Here is a 25277-nt window from a genome sequence, read left to right as displayed (position 1 = left end):
CCGGGTCAGCGCTTCGGCATTAGCCGGTGTACGGCCTGCTGAAGTCGGCTCATCACGGGGCCGCCCAGCAGTCGGTCATAGTTCGGCCCGGCAACCCGTACCAACAGGTCCATCGCCTTGACGTCGGGGCCGACCAGGACGCGGGCCTTGTTCTTGCGCACGCCGTCGAGGATCAGCTGCGCGGCCCGCTGCGGGGTCGTCTTGGCCTGCTGCTCCTCGAACACACTGGCCAGCTCGGCGTGGTCGAGGCCCTCGACGGCGGTGGCGTTGCGGGCGAACGCGGTCTGGATGCCGCCGGGATGCACCGTCGTCACCCGCACGCGGTGACCGGCGCGGGCCATCTCCTGATGCAGCGCCTCAGTGAAGCCCCGGACGGCGAACTTGGCCGACACGTATGCCGCCTGGCCGGGCGCCGAGAACAGGCCGAGCGCACTCGAGATGTTGATGACGTGCCCGTCGCCCGAGGCGATCAGGTGCGGCAGGAACGCCTTGGTGCCGTTGACGACGCCCCAATAGTCGACGTCGATGACCCGCTCGATGTCCTTGAACCGGCTGTCCTCGATGGACCCGATGAACGTGATGCCGGCGTTGTTGTAGATCTGGTTGACCTTGCCGAAGTGCTCGTTCACCGTGTCGGCGTAGGTCAGGAAGGCCGCGCGCTCGGTGACGTCGAGCCGATCGGACTTGAACGCCGCGCCCATCGCCGTCAGCTGCTCGGCCGTCTGCGCCAGCCCCGCGGTGTCGACGTCGCTGATGGCCACCTTGGCGCCAGCCCGGCCCAGCTCGACCGCCAGCGCCTGGCCGATACCGGAACCCGCGCCGGTGACGACGGCGACCTTGCCGGCGAACGTATCCATGCAACACTCCCTCGTGCGGCTTGACCGCTTGACGCTAATCGTTACCAGCGATCCGGCTACGGCAGGGCGAAATCGATCACTGCTTGGGCAGCAACCGGCCCATCACCGGCCCGAACAGCTGCTGGTAACCCGAACCTGTCAGCCGCACCAGGATGTCCAGCAACTTGGCGTCCGCACCGACCAGCACCCGCGCCTTCTTCTTGCGCACCGCGTCCAGGATGATCTCGGCCGCGCGGTGCGGGGTGGTCTTGGCCAGCCGCTTGTCGAATAGCTTGGCCAGCTCGGCCTGGTCGAGGCCCTCGGCGGCGGTGGCGTTGCGCGCGATGGCGGTCTTGATGCCCCCTGGGTGCACCGTGGTCACCGCCACCGGGTGGCCGGCCGCCCCCATCTCTTGCCGTAGCGCCTCGGTGAAGCCGCGCACGGCGAACTTGGCCGAGTTGTAGGCCGCCTGCCCGGGCACCGCGAAGAGCCCGAACACGCTCGATACGTTGACGACGTGCCCGTCGCCGGAGGCGATCAGGTGCGGCAGGAACGCCTTGGTGCCGTTGACGACGCCCCAGAAGTCGACGTCCATCACCCGCTCGATGTCCTTGAACTGGGTGACTTCGACGTCACCGGTGAAGGCGATGCCGGCGTTGTTGTAGATCTGGTTGACCGTGCCGAAGTGCTGCTTGACGCTGTCGGCGTAGGCCAGGAACGCCTCGCGCTCGGTCACATCGAGCCGATCGGACTTGAACGACGCGCCAATCGCCTTCAGCTGTTCCTCCGTGTGGCCCAGACCCTCGAGGTCGACGTCGCTGATCGCCACCTTGGCGCCCGAGCGGGCCAACTCCAGGGCCAGCGCCTGCCCGATACCTGAACCCGCGCCCGTCACTACCGCGACCTTGCCGGCGAACCCTTGCATGAGCACCCTTCCTTATCGGCACGTTTGCGTCGAGGCTAGCCGGTACCAGCGGTCCCTGATACCCGTGGGTCGCAGAATCCCACCCGGGTCAGCCCCGATTATGCGAAGGCCGTGTCGATGATCTCCTGCTGCTCGACGGCGTGCACCTTCGACGAGCCCGACGACGGGGCCGACATCGCTCGGCGCGAGATGCGCCTGAGCCCGGCCAGCTTGTCGGGCAGCAACTCAGGCAGCTCCAGCCCGAATCGCGGCCATGCACCCTGGTTGGCCGGCTCCTCCTGGACCCAGAAGTACTGCGTGACGTTCGGGTAGCGATCGAGCGTTTCTTCGAGCCGGTGTTTCGGCACCGGAGCGAGTTGCTCGATCCGCACGATCGCCACGTCTTCCCGGTTGTCCTTGGACTTCCGGGCCACCAACTCGTAGTAGAGCTTGCCGCTGGTCAGCAGGACCCGGGTGACCTTGCTTCGATCACCGATGCCGTCCTCGTACGTCGGCTCTTCGAGCACCGAGCGGAACTTGGTCTCGGTGAAGTCCCTGACGTCGCTGACTGCGGCCTTGTTGCGCAGCATCGACTTCGGTGTGAACACGATCAGTGGACGCTGCACACCGTCGAGGGCGTGGCGCCGCAACAAGTGGAAATAGTTGGACGGCGTCGAGGGCATCGCGATAGTCATCGAACCCTCGGCCCACAGCTGCAGGAAGCGCTCGATGCGGCCCGAGGTGTGATCGGGACCCTGGCCCTCGTGGCCGTGCGGCAGCAGCAGCACGACACTGGACAACTGGCCCCACTTGGCCTCACCAGAGCTGATGAACTCGTCGATGATCGACTGCGCCCCGTTGACGAAGTCCCCGAACTGCGCCTCCCACAACACCAGGGCGTCCGGGTTGCCGACCGTGTAGCCGTACTCGAACCCGACAACGGCGTACTCAGATAGCGGCGAGTCGTAGACCAGGAACTTGCCGCCGGTGGGGGTGCCGTCGGGGTTGGTCGCCAGCAGCTTGAGCGGCGTGAATTCTTCGCCGGTGTTGCGGTCGATGATCACCGAGTGCCGCTGGGAGAAGGTGCCGCGCCGGGTGTCTTGCCCCGACAGCCGCACCAGCTTGCCCTCGGCCACCAGCGAACCCAGCGCCAGCAGTTCGGCGAAGGCCCAGTCGATCTTGCCCTCGTAGGCCATCTCGCGGCGCTTCTCCAGCACCGGCTGCACCCGCGGGTGTGCGGTGAAGCCATCCGGCACCGCCAGGAACGCGTCGCCAATCCGCGCCAGCAGCGACTTGTCCACCGAGGTGTCCAGGCCGGCCGCCACCATCTGATGGGACTCGACGGATTCGCTCGGCAGGGCGCCGTGTCTTTCCAGCTCGCGGACTTCGTTGAACACCCGCTCCAGCTGGCCCTGATAGTCGCGCAACGCGTCTTCGGCTTCTTTCATCGAAATGTCGCCGCGGCCGATCAGGGCTTCGGTGTAACTCTTACGCACCCCTCGCTTGACATCGACGACGTCGTACATCCCGGGGTTGGTCATCGACGGGTCGTCGCCCTCGTTGTGCCCGCGCCGGCGGTAGCACAGCATGTCGATGACGACGTCCTTCTTGAACTCCTGCCGGAAGTCCACGGCCAGCTTTGCCACCCACGCGCAGGCTTCCGGATCGTCGCCGTTGACGTGGAAGATGGGCGCCCCGACCATCTTGGCGACGTCGGTGCAGTACTCGCTGGAGCGCGAATACTCCGGCGCGGTGGTGAAGCCGATCTGATTGTTGACGATGATGTGGATGGTGCCGCCGACGCGGTACCCGGGCAGGTTGGTGAGGTTGAGCGTCTCGGCCACCACGCCCTGGCCGGCGAAGGCGGCGTCGCCATGCAGCATCAGGGGCACCACCGCGAAGCTCTTGCCGCCCTCGTCATCCGCGCCCCGGTCCAGTAGGTCCTGTTTGGCCCGGACCAGACCCTCCGCCACCGGGTCCACGGCTTCCAGGTGTGATGGGTTGGCCGTCAACGAAACCTGAATGTCGTTGTCGCCGAACATCTGCAGGTACACGCCGGTGGCGCCGAGGTGGTATTTGACGTCGCCGGACCCGTGCGCCTGCGCCGGGTTGAGATTGCCCTCGAACTCGCTGAAGATCTGTGAGTAGGGCTTGCCAACGATGTTGGCCAGCACGTTGAGCCGGCCGCGGTGCGGCATCGCGATGACGACTTCGTCGAGGCCGTGCTCGGCGCACTGGTCGATCGCCGCGTCCATCATCGGGATCACACTCTCGGCGCCTTCCAACGAAAAACGTTTCTGGCCAACATATTTGGTTTGCAGGAAGGTTTCGAAGGCCTCGGCCGCGTTCAGCTTGCTCAGGATGAACTTCTGCTCGGCCACCGTCGGTTTGACGTGCTTGGTCTCGACGCGCTGCTGCAGCCACTCCTGTTGTGCGGGGTCCAGGATGTGGGTGTACTCCACGCCGATGTGGCGGCAGTAGGCGTCGCGCAGCAGACCCAGCACGTCGCGCAGCTTTGAATATTCGCGACCGCCGAATCCGTTGACTTTGAACACCCGATCGAGGTCCCACAGCGTCAGGCCGTGGTTGACTATCTCGAGATCGGGGTGACTGCGGAATCGGGTGCTGTCCAACCGTAGCGGGTCGATATCGGCCATCAGGTGCCCGCGGTTGCGGTAGGCCGCAATCAACTCCATCACCCGGGCGTTCTTGTCCACGATCGAGTCCGGGTTGTCGGTGCTCCAGCGGATGGGCAGGTACGGGTTGCCCAGCTCGCGGAAGATGTCGTCCCAGAAGGCATCCGAGAGCAGCATCTCGTGGACGGTGCGCAAAAAGTCGCCGGATTCCGCGCCCTGGATGATGCGGTGGTCATAGGTCGAGGTCAGCGTGATCAGCTTGCCGATCCCCAACTCGGCGATGCGTTCCTCGCTGGCGCCCTGAAATTCGGCGGGGTACTCCATAGCGCCGACGCCGATGATGGCGCCCTGGCCGGCCATCAGCCGCGGCACCGAGTGCACGGTGCCGATGGTGCCCGGGTTGGTGAGCGAAATCGTCACGCCGGCAAAGTCTTCGGCGGTCAGTTTGCCATCGCGAGCGCGTCGCACGATGTCTTCGTAGGCGGTGACGAACTGCGCGAAGCGCATGGTTTCGCTGCCCTTGATCCCGGCGACCACCAGGGAACGCTTGCCATCCTTGCCTTGCAGGTCGATGGCCAGGCCGAGGTTGGTGTGCGCCGGCGTCACGGCGGTGGGCTTGCCGTCGACCTCGGCGTAGTGCCGATTCATGTTCGGGAACTTCTTGATCGCCTGCACCAGGGCGTAGCCCAGCAGGTGAGTGAACGAGATCTTGCCGCCGCGGGTGCGCTTGAGCTGGTTGTTGATGACGATCCGGTTGTCGATCATCAGCTTGGCCGGGATGGCGCGCACACTGGTCGCCGTCGGCACGTCCAGCGACGCCGACATGTTCTTGACGACGGCCGCCGCGGCGCCGCGCAGCGTCTGCAGCTCGTCGCCATCCGCCGGTGGGGGAGTGGCGGCTTTGGCCGGCCGCGCCGCGACCCCATTGCCGGCGGCCGTGCTGGCGGGGGCCGCCGGCTTGGCTGGTGCGGCGGTCTGCGGGGCCGCCGGAGCCGGTTTCGCCGGGGCCGGGGCGGTGGCCGCCGAACCGCCACCGCTGGTCGGGGAGGTCGGCGCGGGCTCGCTGGTGGGCTCGGGGCTGTAGTCGACCAAGAACTCGTGCCAGCTCGGATCCACTGACGAGGGGTCGTCGCGGAACTTGCGGTACATCTCCTCGACCAGCCATTCGTTTTGCCCGAATGGTGAACTTATGTTGCTCACGACCGCAGTTCGCCTCAATCCTTCTGCTCTGCAAGCGCATTCCCGCGCCGCCTGCACCCTTGTCGGCCCCGGACGACCGAACACCTCACCCGGATGGCGGTACCCATTATCCCGCTCTATAAAGGCTAACCTTTCGCCGTTTATCCGCCAGGTTGACCGGGGGTATTACGACGGCCGGGGGCGGTCCGATCGTGGGCTAGCCGGCTTCGTGGATCGGGGGCACCAGATGCAGCGCGCGGGGCCAGCGCGCCGGCGGGGCGCCGAACGCCCTGTTGGCGTTGCGGATCATCTTCTTGCCGGCGAGGTAATTGCCGATGGCACCCACCACGACCCCGATTCCGACCGGCAGCAGTTTGCCGAACAGCAGGGCACCGCGCCGCACGGTGTACTTGCGGACCCACGACTTGAGCAGCCGCGAGTTCAGCTTGGACATCGACGACAGCGGCAGGGCGGCCAGGCTCTCGGAGATCCAGCCGCCGTTGGTGCGGCGCGGGCCGATCAGCTGGGCGACGGCGTGCTCGCTGTTATCACCGGCGAGGACCGCCAGCACCAGCGCGCGGCGCCGTTCCCGGTGATCGGCCGGGACGTCGTAGACCACCGCCGTCGCCAACACAAAGAACGCGGTGGCCTCCAGGAATGTCACCGTTTCCGCGGCCGCCGCGGACAGGGCGCTGATCGTGCCGATGCCGGGAACGGTCGCGGCGGCCCCCACGGCAACGCCGCCGGCTGTCACGATGGCCAGGTATCGCTTCTGCAGCTTGGCCGTGATCTCGGCCGGGCCGGCATTGGGGTGCGCTCTGCGCAGCCGGGTCACGTAGGCCTCGGCGGCCGGGCCCTGGATCCACGAACTCCGCTCAATGACCTGCGCCAACGCCCGCGCGGACATCTTGGGTCGACCGTCCTTGGCCGTTGGCTGCTGTCCCGCGTTGGGCATGGTGAAGAACCGGTTCGGCGACCTTTTCCGTCGAGCCCGCATATTTCTCTCCTGCAAGATGTCGTTCCCCCAGGCTAACGCGCCCGCGACGAATACCGACGCGTTATGCACCCTGACCGGGTCCTTGGCTGCCGGCCTATTGCCTCACCGGGAATAATGCGGGCTGGATGTCTGCGACGGTCCGTGCCGTTCGTCGGTCCTCATGCTGTTTACCGCGCCCGCGCGTGGTGTATCACCTGCGTGGGTTGGGCCGGTCGACCAGCCGGGCCGACACGTCTGAACAGCATCGTCGGAAGCGAAACGAGGTGGGCTGGATGACCACGGCTACGTCCCGCACGCCCGGAGGAACGGGGCGCGCGGGATCGGGGCCGGCCCGGGCCGCCAACCGCTGGGACTTTCTCACCCGGAGCTCGCCGCAGTCGCAGAACCCCTGGAACCCGCTGTGGGCGATGATGATCGGCTTCTTCATGATCATGGTCGACTCGACCATCGTCGCGATCGCCAACCCGACCATCATGGCCAGCCTGCGCATCGGTTACGACACCGTGGTGTGGGTGACCAGCGCTTACCTGCTGGGCTACGCGGTTGTGTTGCTGGTGGCCGGGCGCCTGGGCGACCGGTTCGGTCCTAAGAACCTCTACCTGTTCGGCCTGGTCGTGTTCACCGTCTCCTCGGTGTGGTGCGGGCTGGCCGGCAGCGCCGCGATGCTGATCGCGGCGCGCGTCGTACAGGGCGTCGGCGCGGGGCTGCTCACCCCGCAGACCCTGTCGACCATCACCCGGATCTTTCCGTCGGAGCGGCGCGGCGTCGCGGTGAGCCTGTGGGGCGCCACCGCCGGTGTGGCCAGCCTGGTGGGCCCGCTGGCCGGCGGCGTCCTGGTGGACGGGCTGGGCTGGCAGTGGATCTTCTTCGTCAACGTCCCCATCGGCGTCATCGGGCTGGCGTTGGCGTATTGGCTGATTCCGGTGCTGCCCACCCAGTCGCACGGCTTCGACCTGATCGGGGTCGCGCTGTCCGGCATCGGCATCCTTTTGATCGTGTTCGGGCTGCAGCAGGGGCAGGCCGCGCACTGGGAACCATGGATCTGGGCCTTGATTGTCGCGGGCGTCGGGCTCATGACGGCCTTCGCGTTCTGGCAGGCGCTGAACGCCCACGAGCCGCTGATTCCGTTGATCATCTTCGGCGACCGCGACTTCAGCCTGTGCAACGTCGGGGTCGCCATCATCTCGTTCACCGCGACGGCCATGATGCTGCCGCTGACGTTCTATGCGCAGGCCGTGTGCGGGCTGTCGCCCACGCGCTCGGCGCTGCTGATCGCGCCGATGGCCATCGCCAATGGTGTTTTCGCGCCGTTCGTCGGCAAGATCGTCGACAAATACCACCCTCAACCGGTGCTTGGCTTCGGCTTCTCGGTGCTGGCGATCGCGCTGACCTGGCTCACCTTCGAGATGTCGCCGACGACACCGATCTGGCGGCTGGCGTTGGCGTTCTTCCTGATGGGTGTCGGGATGGCCTTCGTGTGGTCGCCGCTGACCGCGACCGCGACGCGTAACCTGCCGCCACACCTGGCCGGCGCGGGCTCCGCGGTGTATAACTCCGTGCGCCAGCTCGGTGCGGTGCTCGGCAGCGCCGGTATGGCCGCGTTCATGACGTGGCGCATCAGCGCCGAGATGCCGCGGCAGCCGTCCGGGGACGCCGCCGGCGAGGACGCGCTCACCCTGCAGTTGCCCGGGTTCCTGCGCGAACCGTTCGCGGCCGCGATGTCACAGTCGGTGCTGTTGCCGGCGTTCATCGCGCTGTTCGGGATCATCGCCGCGCTGTTCCTGGTGGGCGCCGCGCCGTGGGCGGGCAGGGGCGGCGACGATCCGGGTCCCGACGATGACGTCGTCGACGACGACTATGACGACGACGAGTACGTGGAATTCGTCCTGGTGCGCGAGCCCGACGCCCAGCGGGGCAGCGATCCCGAGCAGCCCCGGCAGCCGGTCGAACGCCCGCGCCCGGCGTCGAGCGGAGTGCCGCGGCGCGGCCCGGCCGCGCAGGCTCAACCAATCGGCTACGCTCACAACGGTTCTCACGTGGACGGCGGCAAACGCCTGCGCCAGGTGGCGGTGCGGCGCTCACCCAGATCCATGCCGCCCGGTGATCGGCCCACCCGGCCGCCGCGCCGCCACCACAACGGATCGGCGGGCCTTCACTTCACCGACGGTGAATCGCTGCGGGGTTACCATCACCGCTCCGATCCGGACGACGACCCCACCGGTTCGGGCCGGCACTCGTCAACCGGTTAGGGCCAATTGCGTCAGAGCGCAACTATGGCACGAAAAGCCGTGTGCCGCAGCGCTTTACCAGTCATATCGCAACCGATGTTCTCGGCGGCCGTCAGCCATTGTCGGAGTGTTTGCTGTGGTCAAGGGTGAATTACAGTTCGCGCGCAACCTGTTTGGGCACATTGGCCGGCTAATTAGCTAACTGCCGCTTTGTCCGCTCGTTCCCCTCGGTTGCCGACGGGGAATGCAGACGCCCGCTCGGCGTCGTCTCGATCATCGTTCCTGAGATCGTGTCCGTTCGCCGATCGCCTTCGGGCACTTGGATCGGCTTTAGGTGCGCTGGTCGATTGGGGCGCCTAGCGCTACGAATCCCTCGTCTACAACAGCATCAGGCTCCGGCGGGTCGCGCGAGGAATAGCGTGACCACGGGCTATCGTGGCGCCGTGCGTGATCGGTGCGGGTGCAGGGCGACACCGTATCTCTCGCGCCGTGATGTCCTCAAATATGCTGCGGCGGCGCCGATTATGCTGAGTTCGTGCACCGCCGTATCAGGTCTGGTCCAACCCCTGAGGGCGGCAGCTGATACGTCCTTGGTTTCGGCGGTCGAAGCGCCGGGGCAGGACCTCAATATCATCAGTCGGGCCGGGTGGGGCGCCGATGAGTCGATTCGCCGTCGAGCACCGATGTACGACAACGGAATCAAGGCAGCCGTCGTGCACCACACCGCCGGTGTAAATGAATACGCGCAGCAGGATTCGGCGGCAACTGTGCGGTCTATCTACGACTACCACACCCGCACTCTGGGCTGGTCGGACATCGCCTATAACGCGCTGGTCGACAAGTACGGTCAGATATTCGAGGGCCGATTCGGCGGGATGACCAGGCCGGTTCTGGGCACCCACACTGGCGGGTTCAACCGCAACACATGGGCGGTGTGCATGATCGGAGACTTCGACGCGGTGGTCCCCACGCCGGTTCAGCTGCGCACCGTGGGGCGCCTGCTCGGGTGGCGTCTGGCACTGGATGGCGTCGACCCGCAGGGAAGCGTCGCGTTGACATCGGACGGGGGCCCCTACACCCGTTTCCCTCAGGGCACCACCGTGGGCTTGTCGTGCATTTTCGCTCACCGCGACGTCGGCGATACCGATTGCCCCGGCAACCTTGGATTCCCTTTGATGAACCAGATTCGTGACATCGCTGCGCGGTTCAACAAGCGCCCCAGCGCCGACGATCTGGCGCAGTCGCTGCAAGGTAGTGCCATCTATGACCGGTGGCAGGCGATGGGCGGCATGAAGAGCGCCCTGGGCGCACCACATTCGTCGGAATCGACCGGGGCGGGGGCCACGCGCTACGTCATCTTCGAAAAGGGGGCAATGTACTGGTCGCCGACCACCGGTGCGCAGCCCGTCACCAGCACCATCTACGCCGCGTGGGGCGCCCTGGGCTACGAACATAGCGCGCTGGGGCTGCCGACCAGCACCGAAATCCAGGAGCCGGAGTGGGTCGTCCAGAATTTTCAACATGGCACCATGAACATTGAGCGTAAGAGCCGGACAGTCGTTACCGTGATCAACGGTGTCGCTGCCGTCGTACCGCCGCCGTCAGCGGACGGGCCGCCCGTGCAGGTTGAGCGGTTTTCACCGATGCGCAACCGAGTTTGACGCGGAGACTCCGCGGGCCACATTCATCCTGTTGGAACACTTTTCGCGTCGCGGTCAGGGCGGTCACCGCAGATCGGGCTGCGTGAGCGCGAGGAATGCGCCCAGGTCGATCAGGCCCGCCGGTGTGGCGGGCAGGTATTCCGTCAGCGACGGCGAGCGCACGATCACGGCCGCGTACTGGGCCCGACTCACCGCGACGTTGAGCCGATTCCTGTTGAGCAGGAACGAGATTCCCCGGGGCACCACGTCCATCGAAGACACCGTCATCGATATGAACACCACCGGCGCCTGTCCGCCCTGGAACTTGTCGACCGTCCCGACCCGCACCCCATCGAGTTTCGCGGCGGCCAACCGGCGACGCAGCAGCGCCACCTGGGCGTTGTAGGGCGCCAGCACCAGCACGTCCGTGTCGGTTAGCGCCCGGGTGCCGTGTTCGTCGGTCCACGACGCACCGAGCAGCCGGTTGATCTCGGCGACGATCGCGTCGGCCTCCTCGGGGCTCTCGGTCGAATTGCCCTGGTGCTCAACCGAAAGCAGCTGAACGCCGGGCCGATACCCGTCGAGGTGGCGGGCGGCGGTGCAGTCGTGGGAATGCAGTCTGTCCTCGTAGGACAGCGCCGAAACCGCCGCGCAGACCGCCGGATGCATGCGGTACGAGAGGTTCAGGAAGTAGCCGCGTTCGTCGGGCAGGGTGCGCTGACCGTCGACCAGCCATTCCAGCGCGGACGTGTCCACCTTCTCCGGATGGGTACCCTGGCTGACTTGCGGCAACTGCTGGGGATCCCCGAGCAGCAGCAGGTTGGCGGCGGCCGGTGCCACGGCGATGGTGTTGGCCAAGCAGAATTGGCCGGCTTCGTCGATCACCAGCAGATCCAGGCTTCCCGGCGGTATCCGGTTGGCATTGGCGAAATCCCATGCCGTCCCGCCGATCACACATCCCGGCGTGTCGGCGAGGAACGCGGCACAGGCGCCACCGTCGATCTCGCGCCAGCGTGGGGCCCGGTGGTCGTTGCGCTTCTTCGCGATCCGGTGCGGATCCAGGCCGGCGTCGATCACGCAATCCAAAACGTTCTCCACGGTGGCGTGCGACTGCGCGACCACGCCGATGCGCCAGGCGTGTTTGGTGACCAGGTCGTGGATCACCCGGGCGGCGGTGTGCGTCTTGCCGGTGCCGGGCGGCCCATGCACTGCCAGGTACGACGAGTCGAGATCCAGTAACGCCGCGGTGATGTCGGCGACGGTGTCGTCGCTGCGCGGCAGAGGGGCGCCGCTGCGCGCGCGGGGCGCGCGGCGCAACAGCACGTCGACGATGGCGCTGTCGGGCAGTTGCGGCAATCCGGCCGCTACCGCCGCGGCGGTCGCCTCGATCGATTCCCGCAGGGCCGTCGTCGGGATGGGCGGGCCGGGCGTCAGCGCGAACGGCACCTGGTGAAAGGTGTTGCCATCGCTGCCAACTCGTTCGAGAACGACCACTTCACTGGGCACCGCCGGATCGTCGGCCTCGACGACCGAGGCCCGCCCGGCCGCCCGGCGGTCCGGGCTGTCGATCATGCCGGGCGGCGCCGGCGGGTGGTAGAGCGCAAAGACGTCGCTCTTCAAGTCGCCGCGCGCCAGCTCGCCGCGCAGCTGCACCCGCCGCTGCGGTTTGCGCGCGCGGGGAGGCGTGTGCCAGTCGACGCTGACCGACGCGTGCTCGGCGACGAACACATCGGTGTTATCGGCCCACTCCTCGATGGGGAAGTTCAGCCGGTCGAAATGCGCCCACCAGAAGGGTTTGTCCTCGCGCCGATGGTAGCCGCGCGCCGCGGCCAGCAGCGCGACCGCCGTCTGCTGCGGGGTGCGGTCGTCGACGCCGGCGGTTCCGGTGAACGTCGCCAACGTCACGGCGAGCTCGTCGCGGTCGTCGACGGTATTGCCGTCGGGTACCGGCTGGGCGCCAATCGGTACCACACCGGATTCGTAGGCGCGCAACATCAGCCAGTTCCGGAGCTCCTGAGTGGACCGGCAGTCGTAGTGGTTGTAGTCCTCGATCTCCTTGAGCACCGATGTGGCGTCGTCGCCGCGGCCGTCCGCCGCAAGTTCGCAGTACCGTGCGTAGGAGGTGATCGAACCGGTGGCCGTGGTCACGTCGCCCGCGCGCAGTTGAGCCCCCATGTAGAGGGGCTCCAGTGCCTTGAGGCTGAACGACTCCGCGCCCACGCGAATGCTCCTGCGCACCAACGGATAAAGGTCGACCAGCGTACCGCTGCGAAGCAGTTCGTCGACCTCGTCTTCGCCCACTCCGTAGCGTCCGGCGAGCCGCAGCAGCGCGGTCTTCTCGTAGGGCGCGTAATGGTAGATGTGCATATTGGGGCGTCGCTTGCGACGCTTGGCCACCAGCGCCAGGAAGTCGATCAGCGCCTTGCGTTCGTCGGCCCGGTTGTGCGCCCACAGCGGGCGAAACCTGCCCGTCGGCCCGGCCTCCAGAACACCGAACAGGTACTCCAGGCCCCACTCGCGCCCGTCGGTGGTCCACAGCGGGTCGCCCTCGAAGTCGAAGAACAGGTCGCCCGGGTCGGGCTCGGGTAGCAGGGCCAGCGGCTGCGCGTCGATGACCTGGACCTGAGGAACACCGGTTTCGCGTTGTCGGACTTGCAGTTTCGCCTGGATGGTCAGTGTGTTCAGCACGCCGGTCGCCAGGTCGGGTAGGGGTCCGCGATGATCGGCCAGCTCGGCGACGGTGCTGATCCCGGCGTCAAAGAGCTTGTCCCGCTGGTTTACTCGCATGCCGGCGACCAGTAGAACGTCGTCTGCCGCCCGCAGCTGTTCGATGCACAACGGGCAGCGAAAGCAGGCTGCCACGCCCTCGTCGTCCCAGCGAACCGCGGCGCCGCCCGCGTAGTGCTCATCGAGGAGGCGCTGCAGCCGGGCCCGCTGGGAGCGGTACACCGGGATCAGGTCGCACACGCGGTGCCGCACCGCGGTTCCATCGCCCAGCCGCAGCTCCGCCTTCGGTGCGACCGGGATGCTGGACGCGGCCAGCGCGTCGGCGTAGGCGGCCAGCTGCAACAGCGCGGTCACCTTGGCCGAGCGGGCCAGTTTGGTGTCGACGACGCGGTAGCGCTCGCCGTCGCGCACCAGGAAATCGGCGAAGCCGACGAAGCGGCCGTCGAACATCGCGGCCTGATACACCACGGGCGCGCGGTCGGCGATGGCGCGGCGGGTGGCGTCGGCGGCCGCAGCCAGGCCGGCGGGCGTGTAGGCCGGGCGGCCGATGATCGCGACGTCCTGCCCGAACCGGTCGCGCAGCGAGGCGAGTTCGCGTCGCTCGTGTTCGTTACCGAGCTCGGCCGTCCGCGCGAGCAGTTCATCCTCGACGGTGACGGCGGGCCCGCGGCCCAGCTTCGCATCGAAGTCCCGCAAGAGCGCGAATTCGCAGCGGGCGGCGGCGGCAAGATCCGATGCGCTGTAAACGATGCCGTCGCCGGAGACCAACACTGGAGTCACTGTAGGTCAGCGCTCCGACAGGAGGGCCGTGCCGGGCGGGCGTGCCCGGAGATCAGTGGGCCGGGGTGTTGCCGATGAGTTCGACCGTGTTGCCGTTCCAGTGGAATTTCACGTCGGTGTTCAGGCCGTTGATCCCGCCGGGATAGGTCAGCGCCACCGTGTCGCCCGTGGTTTGCGCCGGGTCAACGCCGTTGAATCCGTAGGTGTCGGGCACGCCCTGCGGGATGAACTGGCCGAGGTGGAACAGCACCGCTCGGGTGGTCGGAGCGACCGCATTGGTGTTGGCCTTGATGATGATCGCCGACAGCTGCGCGCACTGGTTGTAGTTGCCGGCCAGCGGTTCGGGGTTCCAGGGCTGCTGGCTGCGCGGGTCGCGGGGCAACTCGGACACCACCTTCGCGATGGTGGGCGACGCGAGGTTGACCGCGCAGGGATCGGTGGGCGGGGCGTTGCCGGGTGGGGCGGCGGCCGTCGGCGTGGCCGGGGCAGTGATAGACGCCGTCTCCGAAGTCCTGGCCTGCGGCGTCTTCGCGACGGTCGAGTCCCCCGAACCGCAGCCGGTCAACGTGAAGGCTATGAGAGCGACAGCGGCCGAGCCGGTCAGTGGCTCGGTACGGCACGGCAACGACCACACATCTCCGCACCGTACCGTCATCGGGTCCGGGGCCGTGGCAGGCATGGCCGGGTGTGCTGATGATCACCGGCAGCGCTCAGCGCAGCTGAGCTCGCGATCACCACTAGACTCCTTGGACGATGACCCTCTCGGACAGCTCGACTGAGGCTGCCTCTACGACGTTTGCCGACCTGCAGATCAATCCCTCGGTTCTGCGGGCGATCGCCGACGTCGGCTACGAGTCGCCCACCGGCATTCAGGCCGCCACGATCCCTGCGCTGATGGCGGGCTCCGACGTCGTCGGCCTGGCCCAGACCGGCACCGGCAAGACCGCCGCCTTCGCGATCCCGATCCTGTCCAAGATCGACGTCACCAGCACCGCCACCCAGGCGCTGGTGCTCGCCCCCACCCGGGAACTGGCCCTGCAGGTGGCCGAGGCGTTCAGCCGGTACGGGGCCCACCTGCCCAAGATCAACGTGCTGCCGATCTACGGCGGCTCGTCCTACGGCGTCCAGCTGGCCGGGCTCCGGCGCGGCGCCCACGTGGTGGTCGGCACGCCGGGACGGGTCATCGACCACCTCGAGCGCGGAACGCTGGACCTGTCCCACGTCGACTACCTGGTTCTCGACGAGGCCGACGAGATGCTCACCATGGGCTTCGCCGAAGAAGTCGATCGCATCCTGTCAGAAACCCCGGAATACAAACAGGTGGCGCTGTTCTCCGCGACCATGCCGCCCGCGATCCGCAAGATCACCACCAAGTATCTGCACGACCCGCTCGAGGTCAGCACCAAAGCGAAAACCGCTACCGCCGAGAACATTTCGCAGCGCTACATCCAGGTTGCCGGTCCGCGCAAGATGGACGCGCTGACCCGGGTGCTGGAAGTCGAGCCGTTCGAGGCGATGATCGTCTTCGTCAGAACCAAGCAGGCCACCGAGGAAGTCGCCGAAAGGCTAAGGGCCCGAGGCTTCTCCGCGGCTGCCATCAACGGTGACATCCCGCAGGGCCAGCGCGAGCGCACCGTCGCCGCCCTGAAGGACGGCAGCATCGACATCCTGGTCGCCACCGACGTGGCCGCTCGCGGGCTGGACGTGGAGCGGATATCGCACGTCCTGAACTACGACATCCCGCATGACACCGAGTCGTACGTGCACCGGATCGGGCGCACCGGCCGGGCCGGGCGTTCGGGAACCGCACTGCTGTTCGTCTCCCCACGCGAGCGTCACCTGCTCAAGGCGATCGAAAAGGCCACGCGCCAAACGCTCACCGAAACCCAATTGCCCACCATCGAGGATGTCAACGCCCAGCGGGTGGCCAAGTTCGCCGACTCCATCACCACCGCGCTCGGTTCCCCCGGAATCGACCTTTTCCGCAAGTTGGTCCAGGACTACGAACGCGAGCACGACACCCCGATGGCCGACATCGCCGCCGCGCTGGCGCTGCAGTCCCGCGACGGCGAGGAATTCCTGATGGCGCCCGAACCGCCGCCGGAGCGGCGTGAGCGGCGCACCGAACGCCGCGAATGGACCGAGAAGCCAAGGAATGCAAAGCCATTCGCCACCTATCGCATCGCGGTGGGCAAGCGGCACAAGATCGGCCCGGGTGCGATCGTCGGCGCCATCGCCAACGAGGGAGGGCTGCATCGCAGCGATTTCGGCCACATCGCGATCGGACCGGATTTCTCCCTGGTGGAGTTGCCGGCCAAGTTGCCCAAGTCGACCTTCAAAAGGCTTGAGCACACCCGCATTTCGGGGGTGTTGATCAACCTTCAGCCGGAGCGGTCATCCGGAAACAAGCCTCACGGCCGAGACGGTGGAAAGCCGCGCAGGAAACACGGCGGATGACGCTGTCGGAAGAGCAAGACGCCCAGGGCGGGCTCGAGCAGACCTCTCGCGTCGACCGGGTCGCCTCGCTGACCGGGATCCGTGCGGTCGCCGCGCTCCTCGTCGTCGGCACCCACGCGGCGTACACCACCGGCAAATACACCCACGGGTATTGGGGCCTGGTCGGTTCCCGGATGGAGATCGGGGTGCCGATCTTCTTCGTGCTCTCCGGCTACCTGTTGTTCCGCCCCTGGGTGAAGTCGGCGGCGCGCAACGGCGCAGCGCCGTCGCTGAGTCGCTATGCGTGGCACCGGGTTCGACGCATCATGCCCGCGTACGTGGTCACCGTGCTGTTTGCCTACGTGCTGTACCACTACCGCGACGCCGGGCCGAACCCCGGACACACCTGGCTGGGGTTGGCGCGCAACCTGACGCTGACGCAGATCTACTGCAACGGCTACCTGGGCAAGTATCTGCACCAGGGGCTGACGCAGATGTGGAGCCTGGCGGTCGAGGGCGCTTTCTACGTCGTCCTGCCGCTGCTGGTCTACCTGCTGCTGGTGGTGATCTGCCGGCGGCAGTGGCAGCCGAAACTGCTGCTGGGCGCCCTGGCGGGGATGGCGTTGATCAGCCCGGCCTGGCTGGTGCTGGTGCACACCGACCATTGGTTTCCCGACGGCGCCCGGCTGTGGCTGCCCACCTATCTGGCCTGGTTCCTCGGCGGAATGATGCTCACCGTGTTGCAGGAGATGGGGGTGCGCGGCTACGGCTTCGTGGCCATACCGCTGGCCGTCATCTGCTATTTCATCGTGTCCACGCCCATTGCCGGCGCGCCCACGACCTCCCCGGCGACGCTGAGCGAGGCGTTGTTCAAGACGTGCTTCTATGCCGTCATCGCCGCGCTCGCGGTGGCACCGCTGGCCCTGGGCGGCGCTCCCAGTATCCAAGGCTGGTATTCGCGAATCCTGGCCAGCCGCCCGATGGTGTGGCTGGGGGAGATTTCGTACGAGATCTTCCTGATCCACCTGATCACCATGGAATTCGCGATGGACTACATCGTCGGCGCGCGCGTCTACACCGGCTCGATGCTGTACCTGTACGTCGCGACGCTGGTGGTGACGATCCCGCTGGCGTGGCTGTTGCACCGCTTCACCCGCGTGCGGGACTGAGCTGGCGGCTAACCCCGATCGCGGGTGGAAACCGGCGTCACAATCGGCACGACGAATTCCTCGATCATCGCCCGCTCCTCGTCTTCGTCGCGGCCCGGATACGTCAGCAGCGAGACGATCACCCGCACGGTCCAGCGGGCCCGGCGCTCGATGACGGCGGGGTCGTCGGGTCCCAGCGAGTGCAGGAACGCCGCAGCCAGGGCCGCGATCACGTCGGACTGCCCGGCCAATTCGCCACCCACCGGCGGGCGGGTGGTGGCAAACCAGGATGCCAGCGCGGGGCTCTCGCGAACCATCCCCAGTGTGACGAGGATGCTCACGATCAACCGTTGCCGTGGGTCCTCGATGTCGCCGGTGCGCGCGATGATCTCATGGCCCAGCCGATGGGTCTCGCGGTGAATGTAAGCAGTTCGCAGCGCCTCGCGGTTCTCGAAGTACCGGTACAGCGTCGCTCGGGAACAGCCTGCCGCCCTGGCGATGTCGTTCATGCCGATCGAGTCCGAGTCGCGCTGCGTGTAGAGCTGCTCGGCCGCGTCGAGGATCCGGTCGGCGGCGGCCTCCGTCCGGTGCGTACCCAGCCAGTCGTTGCCGGGCATCAGGACTTCATTCGAATCGGCACTGACAGCGGACGCCGGACATAACTGCCGTCGGCCCAGACGATGCCGCTTTCGTCCAGGTCGAAGTCCGGGCAGCGGACCAGCAGTTCGGTCAACGCAACGCGGGATTGCATCCGGGCCGCGGCGGCGCCCAGGCAGTGGTGTGCGCCGTGGCTGAACGTCATGATGTTGCGTGGGCATCGGGTCACGTCGAGTTCGCCTGCGTCCGAACCGTATTGGCGTTCGTCTCGGTTGGCCGAACCGTACAGCAGGAATACCCTGCGTCCGGCCGGGATGGTCGTCTCGGCGACGGTCACGTCGCGGGTGACCGTGCGGGCCAGTCCCTGCACCGGCGAGGTCATCCGCAGCAATTCCTCGACCGCGTCGGGAATGCGGTCCGGGTCGTCCGCCAGCAGCTGACGTTGGTCGGGCCGTTGGTGCAGCAGCGGCATCGAGCCGCCGAGCATGCCGGTGACGGTGTCGTTGCCGCCGGTGACCATGGTGAACGTGAACGCCAGGATCGACAGCGTGCCGGCGATGTCGCCGTCCGCGCCGACCCCGGCAGCCACCAGGTGGGAGATGGTGTCGTCCTCGGGTTCGGTTCGGCGGCGCTCGATCAGCCCAGTGAAGTAGGCCATCATCGACCCGACCGCGTCACCGACGGTTTCCAAGGCGCCGGCGACGCCGCCTTCAGCGGTGTTGGCCGCGACAATCGCCTGGGTCCAGTCGTCGAATTGGACCCGATCTTCCTCGGGCACACCGAGATAGTGGGCGACCACCATCGACGGCAGCGGTTTGAACAGCTCGGCGACGATGTCGCCGCCGCCGGCCGAGCGCAACCCCTCGATGCGCTCGACGACGAACTCCCGCACCTTGGGCTCCACGGCCTCGACCTGTCGCGGCGTGAATCCGCGCGACACTAGTTTGCGGAACTCGGTGTGTACGGGTGGATCCTGCATCACAAAAGGCGGATTGTCCTGCAGCCCAATCATTTCCAGGTCGCCATAGTTGACCGTCAGACCCTGGGCGGAGGAGAAAGTCTCGTGGTCTCGGGCCGCCGCCCACACGTCGGCATGCCGGGAGAGCACGTAGTAGTCATGCTCGGGGTGATCGGGCGGCACGACGCGGTGCACGGGGTCGTGGTCGCGCAACGCGCGGTACATCGACCACGGATTCGGCCACGTGTCGGCGGTGGCCAGCTGAAATTTGACCGGGGCATCGTGAGACATAACGACAGGCATGTCTCATTCGTACGACAGTGGCGGCAATATGTCAACCGTTGCCGGCGCCGAAGGGCAACGCTCGAGCGGTCGTCGGAGCTACAACTAGATGCCGGCGCCGGGATTGAGGATGCCCTGCGGGTCCAGTGCCTGCTTGATGCGGCGGTTGAGGTCCATCACGTCGTGTCCCAGATAGCCCGCCAGCCAGGGCCGTTTCAGCCGGCCGACGCCGTGCTCGCCGGTGATGGTGCCGCCTAGCCCGACGGCCAGGTCCATGATCTCGCCGAATGCCAGGTTGGCGCGTTCGGTCATGTCGGCATCGGCGGGGTCGTAGACGATCAGCGGGTGGGTGTTGCCGTCGCCGGCGTGCGCGATCACCGAGATCATCAGGTCACGTTCGGCGGCGATGCGTGCGATCCCGGTGACCAACTCGCCCAGCGCCGGAAGCGGCACCCCGACGTCCTCGAGCAGTAACGAGCCCTTGGCCTCGACGGCCGGGATGCAGAACCGCCGGGCGACGACGAACGCCTCGCCCTCGTCGGGATCGTCAGTCGAAAACACCTCCGTCGCAGCGTGTTCCGCGAATATCGCGGCCATGATTTCGGCGTCCTCGCTGCCGGCGCGGCCGCGCTCGTCGGACCCGGCTACCAGCATGGCGGCCGCCCCGCGGTCCAGATCCATGCGCAGGGTGTCCTCGACGGCGTTGATCGCCACCGAATCCATGAACTCCAGCATCGAGGGGCGCAGCTTCCCGGTGACCCCGAGCACCGCGTCGACCGCGTCCTCGACGGTCGCGAAGCTGGCCACCACGATGCTGGATGCGTTCTGCTTGGGCACCAGCCGCAGCGTCACCTCCGTGACGACGCCCAGCGTGCCCTCGCTGCCGACGAAGAGCTTGGTCAGGCTGAGCCCGGCGACGTCCTTGAGGCGCGGGCCGCCCAGCCGGACCGCGGTGCCGTCGGCCAGCACCACCTGCATGCCCAACACGTAATCGGTGGTGACGCCGTATTTCACGCAGCACAGCCCGCCGGCGTTGGTGGCGATATTGCCGCCGATGCTGCAGATCTCAAACGACGACGGGTCCGGCGGGTACCACAGGCCGTGCTCGGCGGCCGCCTTCTTCACCTCGGCGTTGAATAGCCCGGGCTGACACACCGCGGTGCGGGTCACCGGGTCGATGGTGATGTCGCGCATCTTCTCGGTGGACAGCACGATGCCGTTGTCCAGTGCGGTCGCCCCGCCGGACAGGCCGCTGCCGGCACCGCGGGTCACGACCGGGACCCGGTGCGCGGCGGCCCAGCGCATTACGGTCTGCACCTCTTCGGTGTGCCGCGGCCGCACCACGGCCAGCGGCTTGCCGGCCGACGGGTCGAAGGCGCGGTCCTGGCGATAGCCCTCCGTCACGGTCGGGTCGGTGACGACCATCCCGTCGGGCAGGTCGGCGATCAGGCTGGCCAGGGCGTCAGAGCTCACGGCCCGATACTAGGCCCGCGTCACGGGCCGGGTTCTCGCGCGAACTGCGGCGCGCGGTCCAGTTCGTGCAGCGACGGCAGCCGGCAGGCGACCAGGCCGATCAGCAGGATCGGTACCGCCAGCGCCAGGAACGTGACCTTCAACCCGGCCGCGTCGGTCAGCGGACCGGCCACCAGCAAGCCCAACGGGCCCGCCGCGTAGGTCAGCCCGGTCATCACCCCGACCACTCGGCCGCGGAGCCGGTGCGGGGCCCGGGTCTGCATCATGTAGTTGTATATCGGTTGGATCGGTCCGTAGACCACGCCGGTGACGGCGCACAGCACCAGGATCACCGGCAACGGCGGCAGGAACGCGACCCCGACGGTCGCCGCCCCGAAGGTGAGGGTCGCCGTCAGCACGGCCGTGCGCCGTCGCAGATGTTTCGACAGCGCGGCATAGCCGAGCGCTCCCGCTACGCCGCCGAACCCGATCGCCATCAGCGCCCAGCCCAGTTGCGCGGGTTGGTGTTGGTCGGAGAAGTACTTCGGAAACAGCACGCTTTCCATCGGCAGGTAGAGCGCGGTGACGGCCAGGTCGATCAAGCCCAGCGTCCGAAGCACCCTCATGTTCCAGACGAAGCGCAACCCTTCGGCGATGCCGGACACCCATCCGCCGGGCCGGGTCTCGTGCTCGGGCCTGCCGGTGCCCTCGAGTCGAAGCGCCCCGATCGTCAGGATGGACAGCCCGAACAGCCCGGCCGTGATCCACATCGTGTTGATGCCGCCGACGGTGGCGATCATCAGGCCCCCGATGCCCGGGCCCACGATGTACCCCACATTGAGAATCGCTTCGTAGATGCTGTTGGTGCGGGCCAGCGACCAGCCCGCGCGGGCGGCGGCCTCGGGCAGCATCGACTCGCGCGCCGTCGTACCGGCCGGGTCGAACCCGGCCGCGAAGAAGGCGAGGACGGCCAGCACCGCCAGGCTGAGCGCGCCCGCACCGAGCCCCCACGCGATCAGCGGCACGAGGCCCACCGCCGTCCCGGACAGCGAATCGGAGACCAGCGATATCCGGCGGCGTCCGAAGAAGTCGACCGCGGTGCCCGCGACGAGGGTGGACAGCACCAACGGCAGCGTCATCGCCAGGGCCACGGCCGAGGCGTCGCGCGCGCTGTTGTGGTGCTGCAACGCCAACCACGGGAACGCGACGATCGAGATGCCGCTACCCGCCGTCGCCATCAACGTGGCGAACAGGATCAGGGATGCTGGGCCGCCGCTTTTCATTGGAATACCGCCGCTGAATTTATGCCAAAGCGGTATTTGCAGCGACCGAATTTTCCGACTCATGCAGGATGTTCATGTGCTCGCCCACCCACGCACCGGCCAGATGTTCGGCTCTCCGGTCGGGGCCGGCTCCGGATGGCCGGGTGATCCCGCGACGCCGCAGACCCCGGTGGCAACCGATGCCGGCGCCGTCGCCGAGCTCGCCGAACACGCCGGTTCGATACCCGAAATCGACGCGCTGGTCAGCGTCTGCCGGGCCTGCCCGCGATTGGTCAGCTGGCGCGAGGACGTCGCGGTCGTCAAGCGCCGAGCCTTTGCCGACCAACCGTATTGGGGGCGTCCGGTGCCCAGCTGGGGGTCGGTGCGGCCGCGGCTGTTGATCGTCGGGCTGGCGCCCGCCGCGCACGGCGCCAACCGGACCGGGCGGATGTTCACCGGCGACCGCTCCGGCGACCAGTTGTACGCCGCGCTCTACCGGGCCGGACTGGTGAACCAGCCGACCAGTGTCGACGCTGCGGATGGATTGCAGACCAAGAAGATTCGCATCGTCGCGCCGGTGCGGTGTGCGCCTCCGGCCAACGCCCCGACGACCGAGGAGCGCGACACCTGCTGGCCCTGGCTGCAGGCCGAATGGCGGTTGGTGTCAGGGGACGTCCGCGTGGTCGTGGCCCTGGGCGGGTTCGGCTGGCAGATCGCGCTGCGGCTGCCGGGCACCTTCGCGGGGCGCAAGCCGCGGTTCGGCCACGGTGTCGTTGCCGACTTGGCGCCGGGCGTGCGATTGCTCGGCTGCTACCACCCGAGCCAGCAAAACATGTTCACGGGTAGGTTGACACCAGTAATGCTCGACGACGTCTTTCGCGACGCAAAAGAACTGGCAGGGATCAAGTGACCAAGGTTCTGATATCGGGCGCCAGCGTTGCGGGCGCGGCGGCCGCGTTTTGGCTTGGGCAGCACGGCTTTTCGGTGACCGTGGTGGAGCGCCACCGGGGGCCGCGTCCGGGCGGTCAGGCGATCGACGTGCGCGGACCGGCATTGACGGTGCTCGAGCGGATGGGCCTGCTGGGCGCCGCCCAGAAGCGCAAGACGCAAATCCAGGGGTCCTCGGTCGTCGATCGTGACGGCAACGAATTGTCCCGGGACACCGACACCGCGCTCTCTGGGCCCTCTGGGGTCCCTATCGATAGTCCCAACATCGAGCTGTTGCGCGACGACTTGGTCGAATTGCTTTATGGCGCAAGCCAATGGACGGCCGAGTATATATTCGATGACACCATCACCGCCGTGCAGGACGACGGCGCGGCGGTACACGTCACCTTCGAGCGCACCGCGCCGCGCAGTTTCGATCTCGTGATCGGCGCCGACGGATTGCACTCCAACGTGCGGCGACTGGTCTTCGGGCCGGAAGAGGATTTCATCGAGAGGCTGGGCACGCACGCGGCGATCTTCACGGTGCCCAATTTCTTGGACCTGGACTACTGGCAGATGTGGCACTACGGGGATGCCAGCATGGCGGGGGTCTACAGCGCGCGCAACAACACCGAGGCGCGGGCCATGGTCGGCTTCATGGATACCGATCTGCGGATCGACTACCGCGACACCGCGGCCCAATTGGCCGAGCTGGAGCGACGGATGGCCGGCGACGGCTGGGTTCGCCCGCAGCTGCTGGAGTACATGCGGGCCGCACCGGATTTCTACTTCGACGAGATGTCGCAGATCAAGATGGATCGCTGGTCGCAGGGGAGGGTGGCGCTGGTCGGTGACGCCGGGTACTGCTGTTCGCCCCTGTCGGGGCAGGGGACCAGTGTGGCGCTGCTGGGCGCCTACATCCTGGCCGGTGAGCTCAAGGCGGCATCCCAGGAAGGGACGGTCGACTACGAAGCCGGCTTCGCCAACTATCACCGCGAGTTCAGCGACTACGTCAAGCGCAACCAGTGGCTTGTCGTGGACAACATTCCGGGCGGTGCGCCGATACCGCAAGAGGTGTTCGACCGGATTGTCGCCTCCATCACGCTCAAGGACTACCTCAAGGACTACTGAGCCCGGGCGGCGGGAACGTTTGCGGGTGCGCGCGCGTTAACGCGATCGTGCGTCTTTCCGTCCTTGACCTCATCCCGGTGCGCACCGACCAGACGACCGGTGGGGCCCTGGCGGCCACCGTGCAGCTCGCGCAAGCTGCGGACCGGCTGGGTTTCACCCGCTACTGGGTCGCCGAGCACCACAACATGCCGTCGGTGGGTGCCACCAGCCCGCCGGTGGTGCTCGCTTACCTGGCCGCGCAGACCTCGCAACTGCGGCTCGGGTCGGGCGGTGTGATGCTGCCCAATCACGCCCCGCTGGCGGTGGCCGAACAGTTCGCGCTGCTGGAAGCCGCCGCACCGGGCCGTATCGACCTCGGCATCGGCCGGGCGCCCGGATCGGATCCGGTGACGTCGTATGCGCTGCGCGGCGGTCGGGACGATCGCGACATCGAGAACTTCCCCGAATACCTCGACGACGTGGCGGCGCTGATGAGCGCTCGCGGCGTGCGGGTCCCGCTGCGCTCGGGTGACTACACCCTGAGGGCCACCCCGGCCGCTGCCGGTGAGCCGCGCCTGTGGCTGCTGGGCTCGTCGATGTACTCGGCGCATCTGGCCGCCGCCAAGGGATTGCCGTATGTGTTCGCACATCACTTCTCCGGCAACGGAACCGAAGAGGCGCTCGAGGTGTACCGCTCGCGGTTCAAGCCCAGTGAGCTAACGGCCGAACCGCTGACGTTTCTGACGGTGAACGCGGCGGTGGCCGAAACGCGGGAAGAGGCAACGGCTTTGATGTTGCCCAACCTGCAGATGATGGCCCGGCTGCGGACCGGGCAGCCGCTCGGCCCCGTGCCGCTGGTCGAGGAGGCCGCCGTCGCCGAGCTGACCGGACAGCAACAGCGGATCGTCGAGAGTGGCCTGCAACGCGCCGTTTTGGGGACACCGGCCGAGGCCGCCGACCAGATCCGGGCCTTGGCCGACCGGTTCGGGGTCGACGAAATCATGGTGAACCCGGTGGCCTCGGCGCGCCGCGGTACCGATCCCGACACCGCGCCCGCGCGGGTCGCGACGCTGGAGCTACTGGCCAAGGAGCTGTTCTAGCTGTACTGCCCAGGCAGGTTGGTTGAGTAAGTGTGACGACACGCTGTAGCGGTCGTTGATGGGTGAAGGTCTCCTGTC

General features: G+C 67.3%; 17 protein-coding genes. 7 read left to right on the top strand and 10 right to left on the bottom strand.

Annotation, left to right across the window (positions count from 1 at the left end; all coding sequences use genetic code 11):
- Positions 1 to 5 precede the first annotated feature (5 nt).
- The 4 genes from B8W69_RS27735 to B8W69_RS27720 all read right to left on the bottom strand — a co-directional run bounded on the left by B8W69_RS27735 (position 6) and on the right by B8W69_RS27720 (position 6552).
- Positions 6 to 857 (bottom strand): SDR family NAD(P)-dependent oxidoreductase, encoded by an 852-nt coding sequence (locus tag B8W69_RS27735; protein WP_085292887.1) that lies wholly within the window; start codon positions 855 to 857, stop codon positions 6 to 8.
- Between the two features lie 76 nt (positions 858 to 933).
- Positions 934 to 1761 (bottom strand): SDR family NAD(P)-dependent oxidoreductase, encoded by an 828-nt coding sequence (locus tag B8W69_RS27730; RefSeq protein ID WP_085292886.1) that lies wholly within the window; start codon positions 1759 to 1761, stop codon positions 934 to 936.
- 98 nt (positions 1762 to 1859) lie between these two features.
- Positions 1860 to 5576: a multifunctional oxoglutarate decarboxylase/oxoglutarate dehydrogenase thiamine pyrophosphate-binding subunit/dihydrolipoyllysine-residue succinyltransferase subunit gene (locus tag B8W69_RS27725; protein ID WP_085292885.1), complete on the bottom strand. Its 3717-nt coding sequence runs from the start codon at positions 5574 to 5576 to the stop codon at positions 1860 to 1862.
- A gap of 196 nt (positions 5577 to 5772) precedes the next feature.
- The gene (locus B8W69_RS27720) at positions 5773 to 6552 is read right to left on the bottom strand and encodes a hypothetical protein (protein WP_085292884.1); all 780 of its coding nucleotides are present in this window, start codon (positions 6550 to 6552) and stop codon (positions 5773 to 5775) included.
- Between the two features lie 272 nt (positions 6553 to 6824).
- Here B8W69_RS27720 and B8W69_RS27715 point away from each other — a divergent pair, with 272 nt between their 5' ends.
- Together B8W69_RS27715 and B8W69_RS27710 are read left to right on the top strand one after the other, a co-directional pair.
- The gene (locus tag B8W69_RS27715; RefSeq protein WP_085292897.1) at positions 6825 to 8801 is read left to right on the top strand and encodes an MFS transporter; all 1977 of its coding nucleotides are present in this window, start codon (positions 6825 to 6827) and stop codon (positions 8799 to 8801) included.
- A 662-nt stretch (positions 8802 to 9463) separates the two neighbouring features.
- On the top strand, positions 9464 to 10441 hold the full coding sequence (locus tag B8W69_RS27710; protein ID WP_342744723.1) for an N-acetylmuramoyl-L-alanine amidase: 978 nt from the start codon (positions 9464 to 9466) through the stop codon (positions 10439 to 10441).
- A gap of 63 nt (positions 10442 to 10504) precedes the next feature.
- Here the strand turns inward: B8W69_RS27710 and B8W69_RS27705 are convergent, their stop codons facing one another.
- A complete protein-coding gene (locus B8W69_RS27705) occupies positions 10505 to 13918 on the bottom strand; it encodes a TM0106 family RecB-like putative nuclease (RefSeq protein ID WP_085292882.1) in 3414 nt (1137 codons plus the stop codon).
- A 61-nt stretch (positions 13919 to 13979) separates the two neighbouring features.
- The gene (locus B8W69_RS27700) at positions 13980 to 14582 is read right to left on the bottom strand and encodes an LppP/LprE family lipoprotein (protein WP_085292896.1); all 603 of its coding nucleotides are present in this window, start codon (positions 14580 to 14582) and stop codon (positions 13980 to 13982) included.
- A gap of 98 nt (positions 14583 to 14680) precedes the next feature.
- Between B8W69_RS27700 and B8W69_RS27695 the strand changes: the two genes are divergently transcribed.
- Together B8W69_RS27695 and B8W69_RS27690 are read left to right on the top strand one after the other, a co-directional pair.
- Positions 14681 to 16384 carry a DEAD/DEAH box helicase gene (locus B8W69_RS27695; RefSeq protein WP_085292881.1) on the top strand — a complete coding sequence of 568 codons (1704 nt, stop codon included), beginning with the start codon at positions 14681 to 14683 and terminating at the stop codon, positions 16382 to 16384.
- Positions 16381 to 17532, top strand: coding sequence for an acyltransferase family protein (locus B8W69_RS27690; protein WP_085292880.1), 1152 nt, complete (start codon positions 16381 to 16383; stop codon positions 17530 to 17532). Before B8W69_RS27695 ends, B8W69_RS27690 begins: the two co-directional genes overlap by 4 nt.
- Before the next feature lie 8 nt (positions 17533 to 17540).
- Here the strand turns inward: B8W69_RS27690 and B8W69_RS27685 are convergent, their stop codons facing one another.
- The 4 genes from B8W69_RS27685 to tap all read right to left on the bottom strand — a co-directional run bounded on the left by B8W69_RS27685 (position 17541) and on the right by tap (position 22083).
- Positions 17541 to 18128: a TetR/AcrR family transcriptional regulator gene (locus tag B8W69_RS27685; protein WP_085292879.1), complete on the bottom strand. Its 588-nt coding sequence runs from the start codon at positions 18126 to 18128 to the stop codon at positions 17541 to 17543.
- Entirely contained in the window at positions 18128 to 19369 is a 1242-nt protein-coding gene (locus B8W69_RS27680) for a cytochrome P450 (protein WP_165762710.1), read from the bottom strand. Before B8W69_RS27680 ends, B8W69_RS27685 begins: the two co-directional genes overlap by 1 nt.
- 84 nt (positions 19370 to 19453) lie before the next feature.
- Positions 19454 to 20821, bottom strand: a complete 1368-nt coding sequence (locus tag B8W69_RS27675; protein ID WP_085292877.1) for an FAD-binding oxidoreductase — start codon at positions 20819 to 20821, stop codon at positions 19454 to 19456.
- Between the two features lie 20 nt (positions 20822 to 20841).
- Complete coding sequence (tap, locus tag B8W69_RS27670) at positions 20842 to 22083, bottom strand: multidrug efflux MFS transporter Tap (protein WP_085292876.1); 1242 nt, start codon at positions 22081 to 22083, stop codon at positions 20842 to 20844.
- Between the two features lie 61 nt (positions 22084 to 22144).
- Between tap and B8W69_RS27665 the strand changes: the two genes are divergently transcribed.
- Genes B8W69_RS27665 through B8W69_RS27655 form a run of 3 tightly spaced genes read left to right on the top strand, consistent with a single transcriptional unit; the run spans position 22145 to position 25199 of the window.
- On the top strand, positions 22145 to 22972 hold the full coding sequence (locus B8W69_RS27665) for a uracil-DNA glycosylase (protein WP_085292875.1): 828 nt from the start codon (positions 22145 to 22147) through the stop codon (positions 22970 to 22972).
- Positions 22969 to 24120: an FAD-binding protein gene (locus tag B8W69_RS27660; RefSeq protein WP_085292874.1), complete on the top strand. Its 1152-nt coding sequence runs from the start codon at positions 22969 to 22971 to the stop codon at positions 24118 to 24120. Before B8W69_RS27665 ends, B8W69_RS27660 begins: the two co-directional genes overlap by 4 nt.
- 47 nt (positions 24121 to 24167) lie before the next feature.
- Positions 24168 to 25199 carry an LLM class flavin-dependent oxidoreductase gene (locus B8W69_RS27655; protein WP_085292873.1) on the top strand — a complete coding sequence of 344 codons (1032 nt, stop codon included), beginning with the start codon at positions 24168 to 24170 and terminating at the stop codon, positions 25197 to 25199.
- Positions 25200 to 25277: the final 78 nt, after the last annotated feature.

This window comes from Mycolicibacterium vulneris, assembly GCF_002104765.1.
GTDB classification, from domain to species: Bacteria; Actinomycetota; Actinomycetes; order Mycobacteriales; family Mycobacteriaceae; genus Mycobacterium; species Mycobacterium vulneris.
Note: the sequence above shows the minus strand (reverse complement) of the source record. Positions and strands in the feature narration are given on the sequence as shown.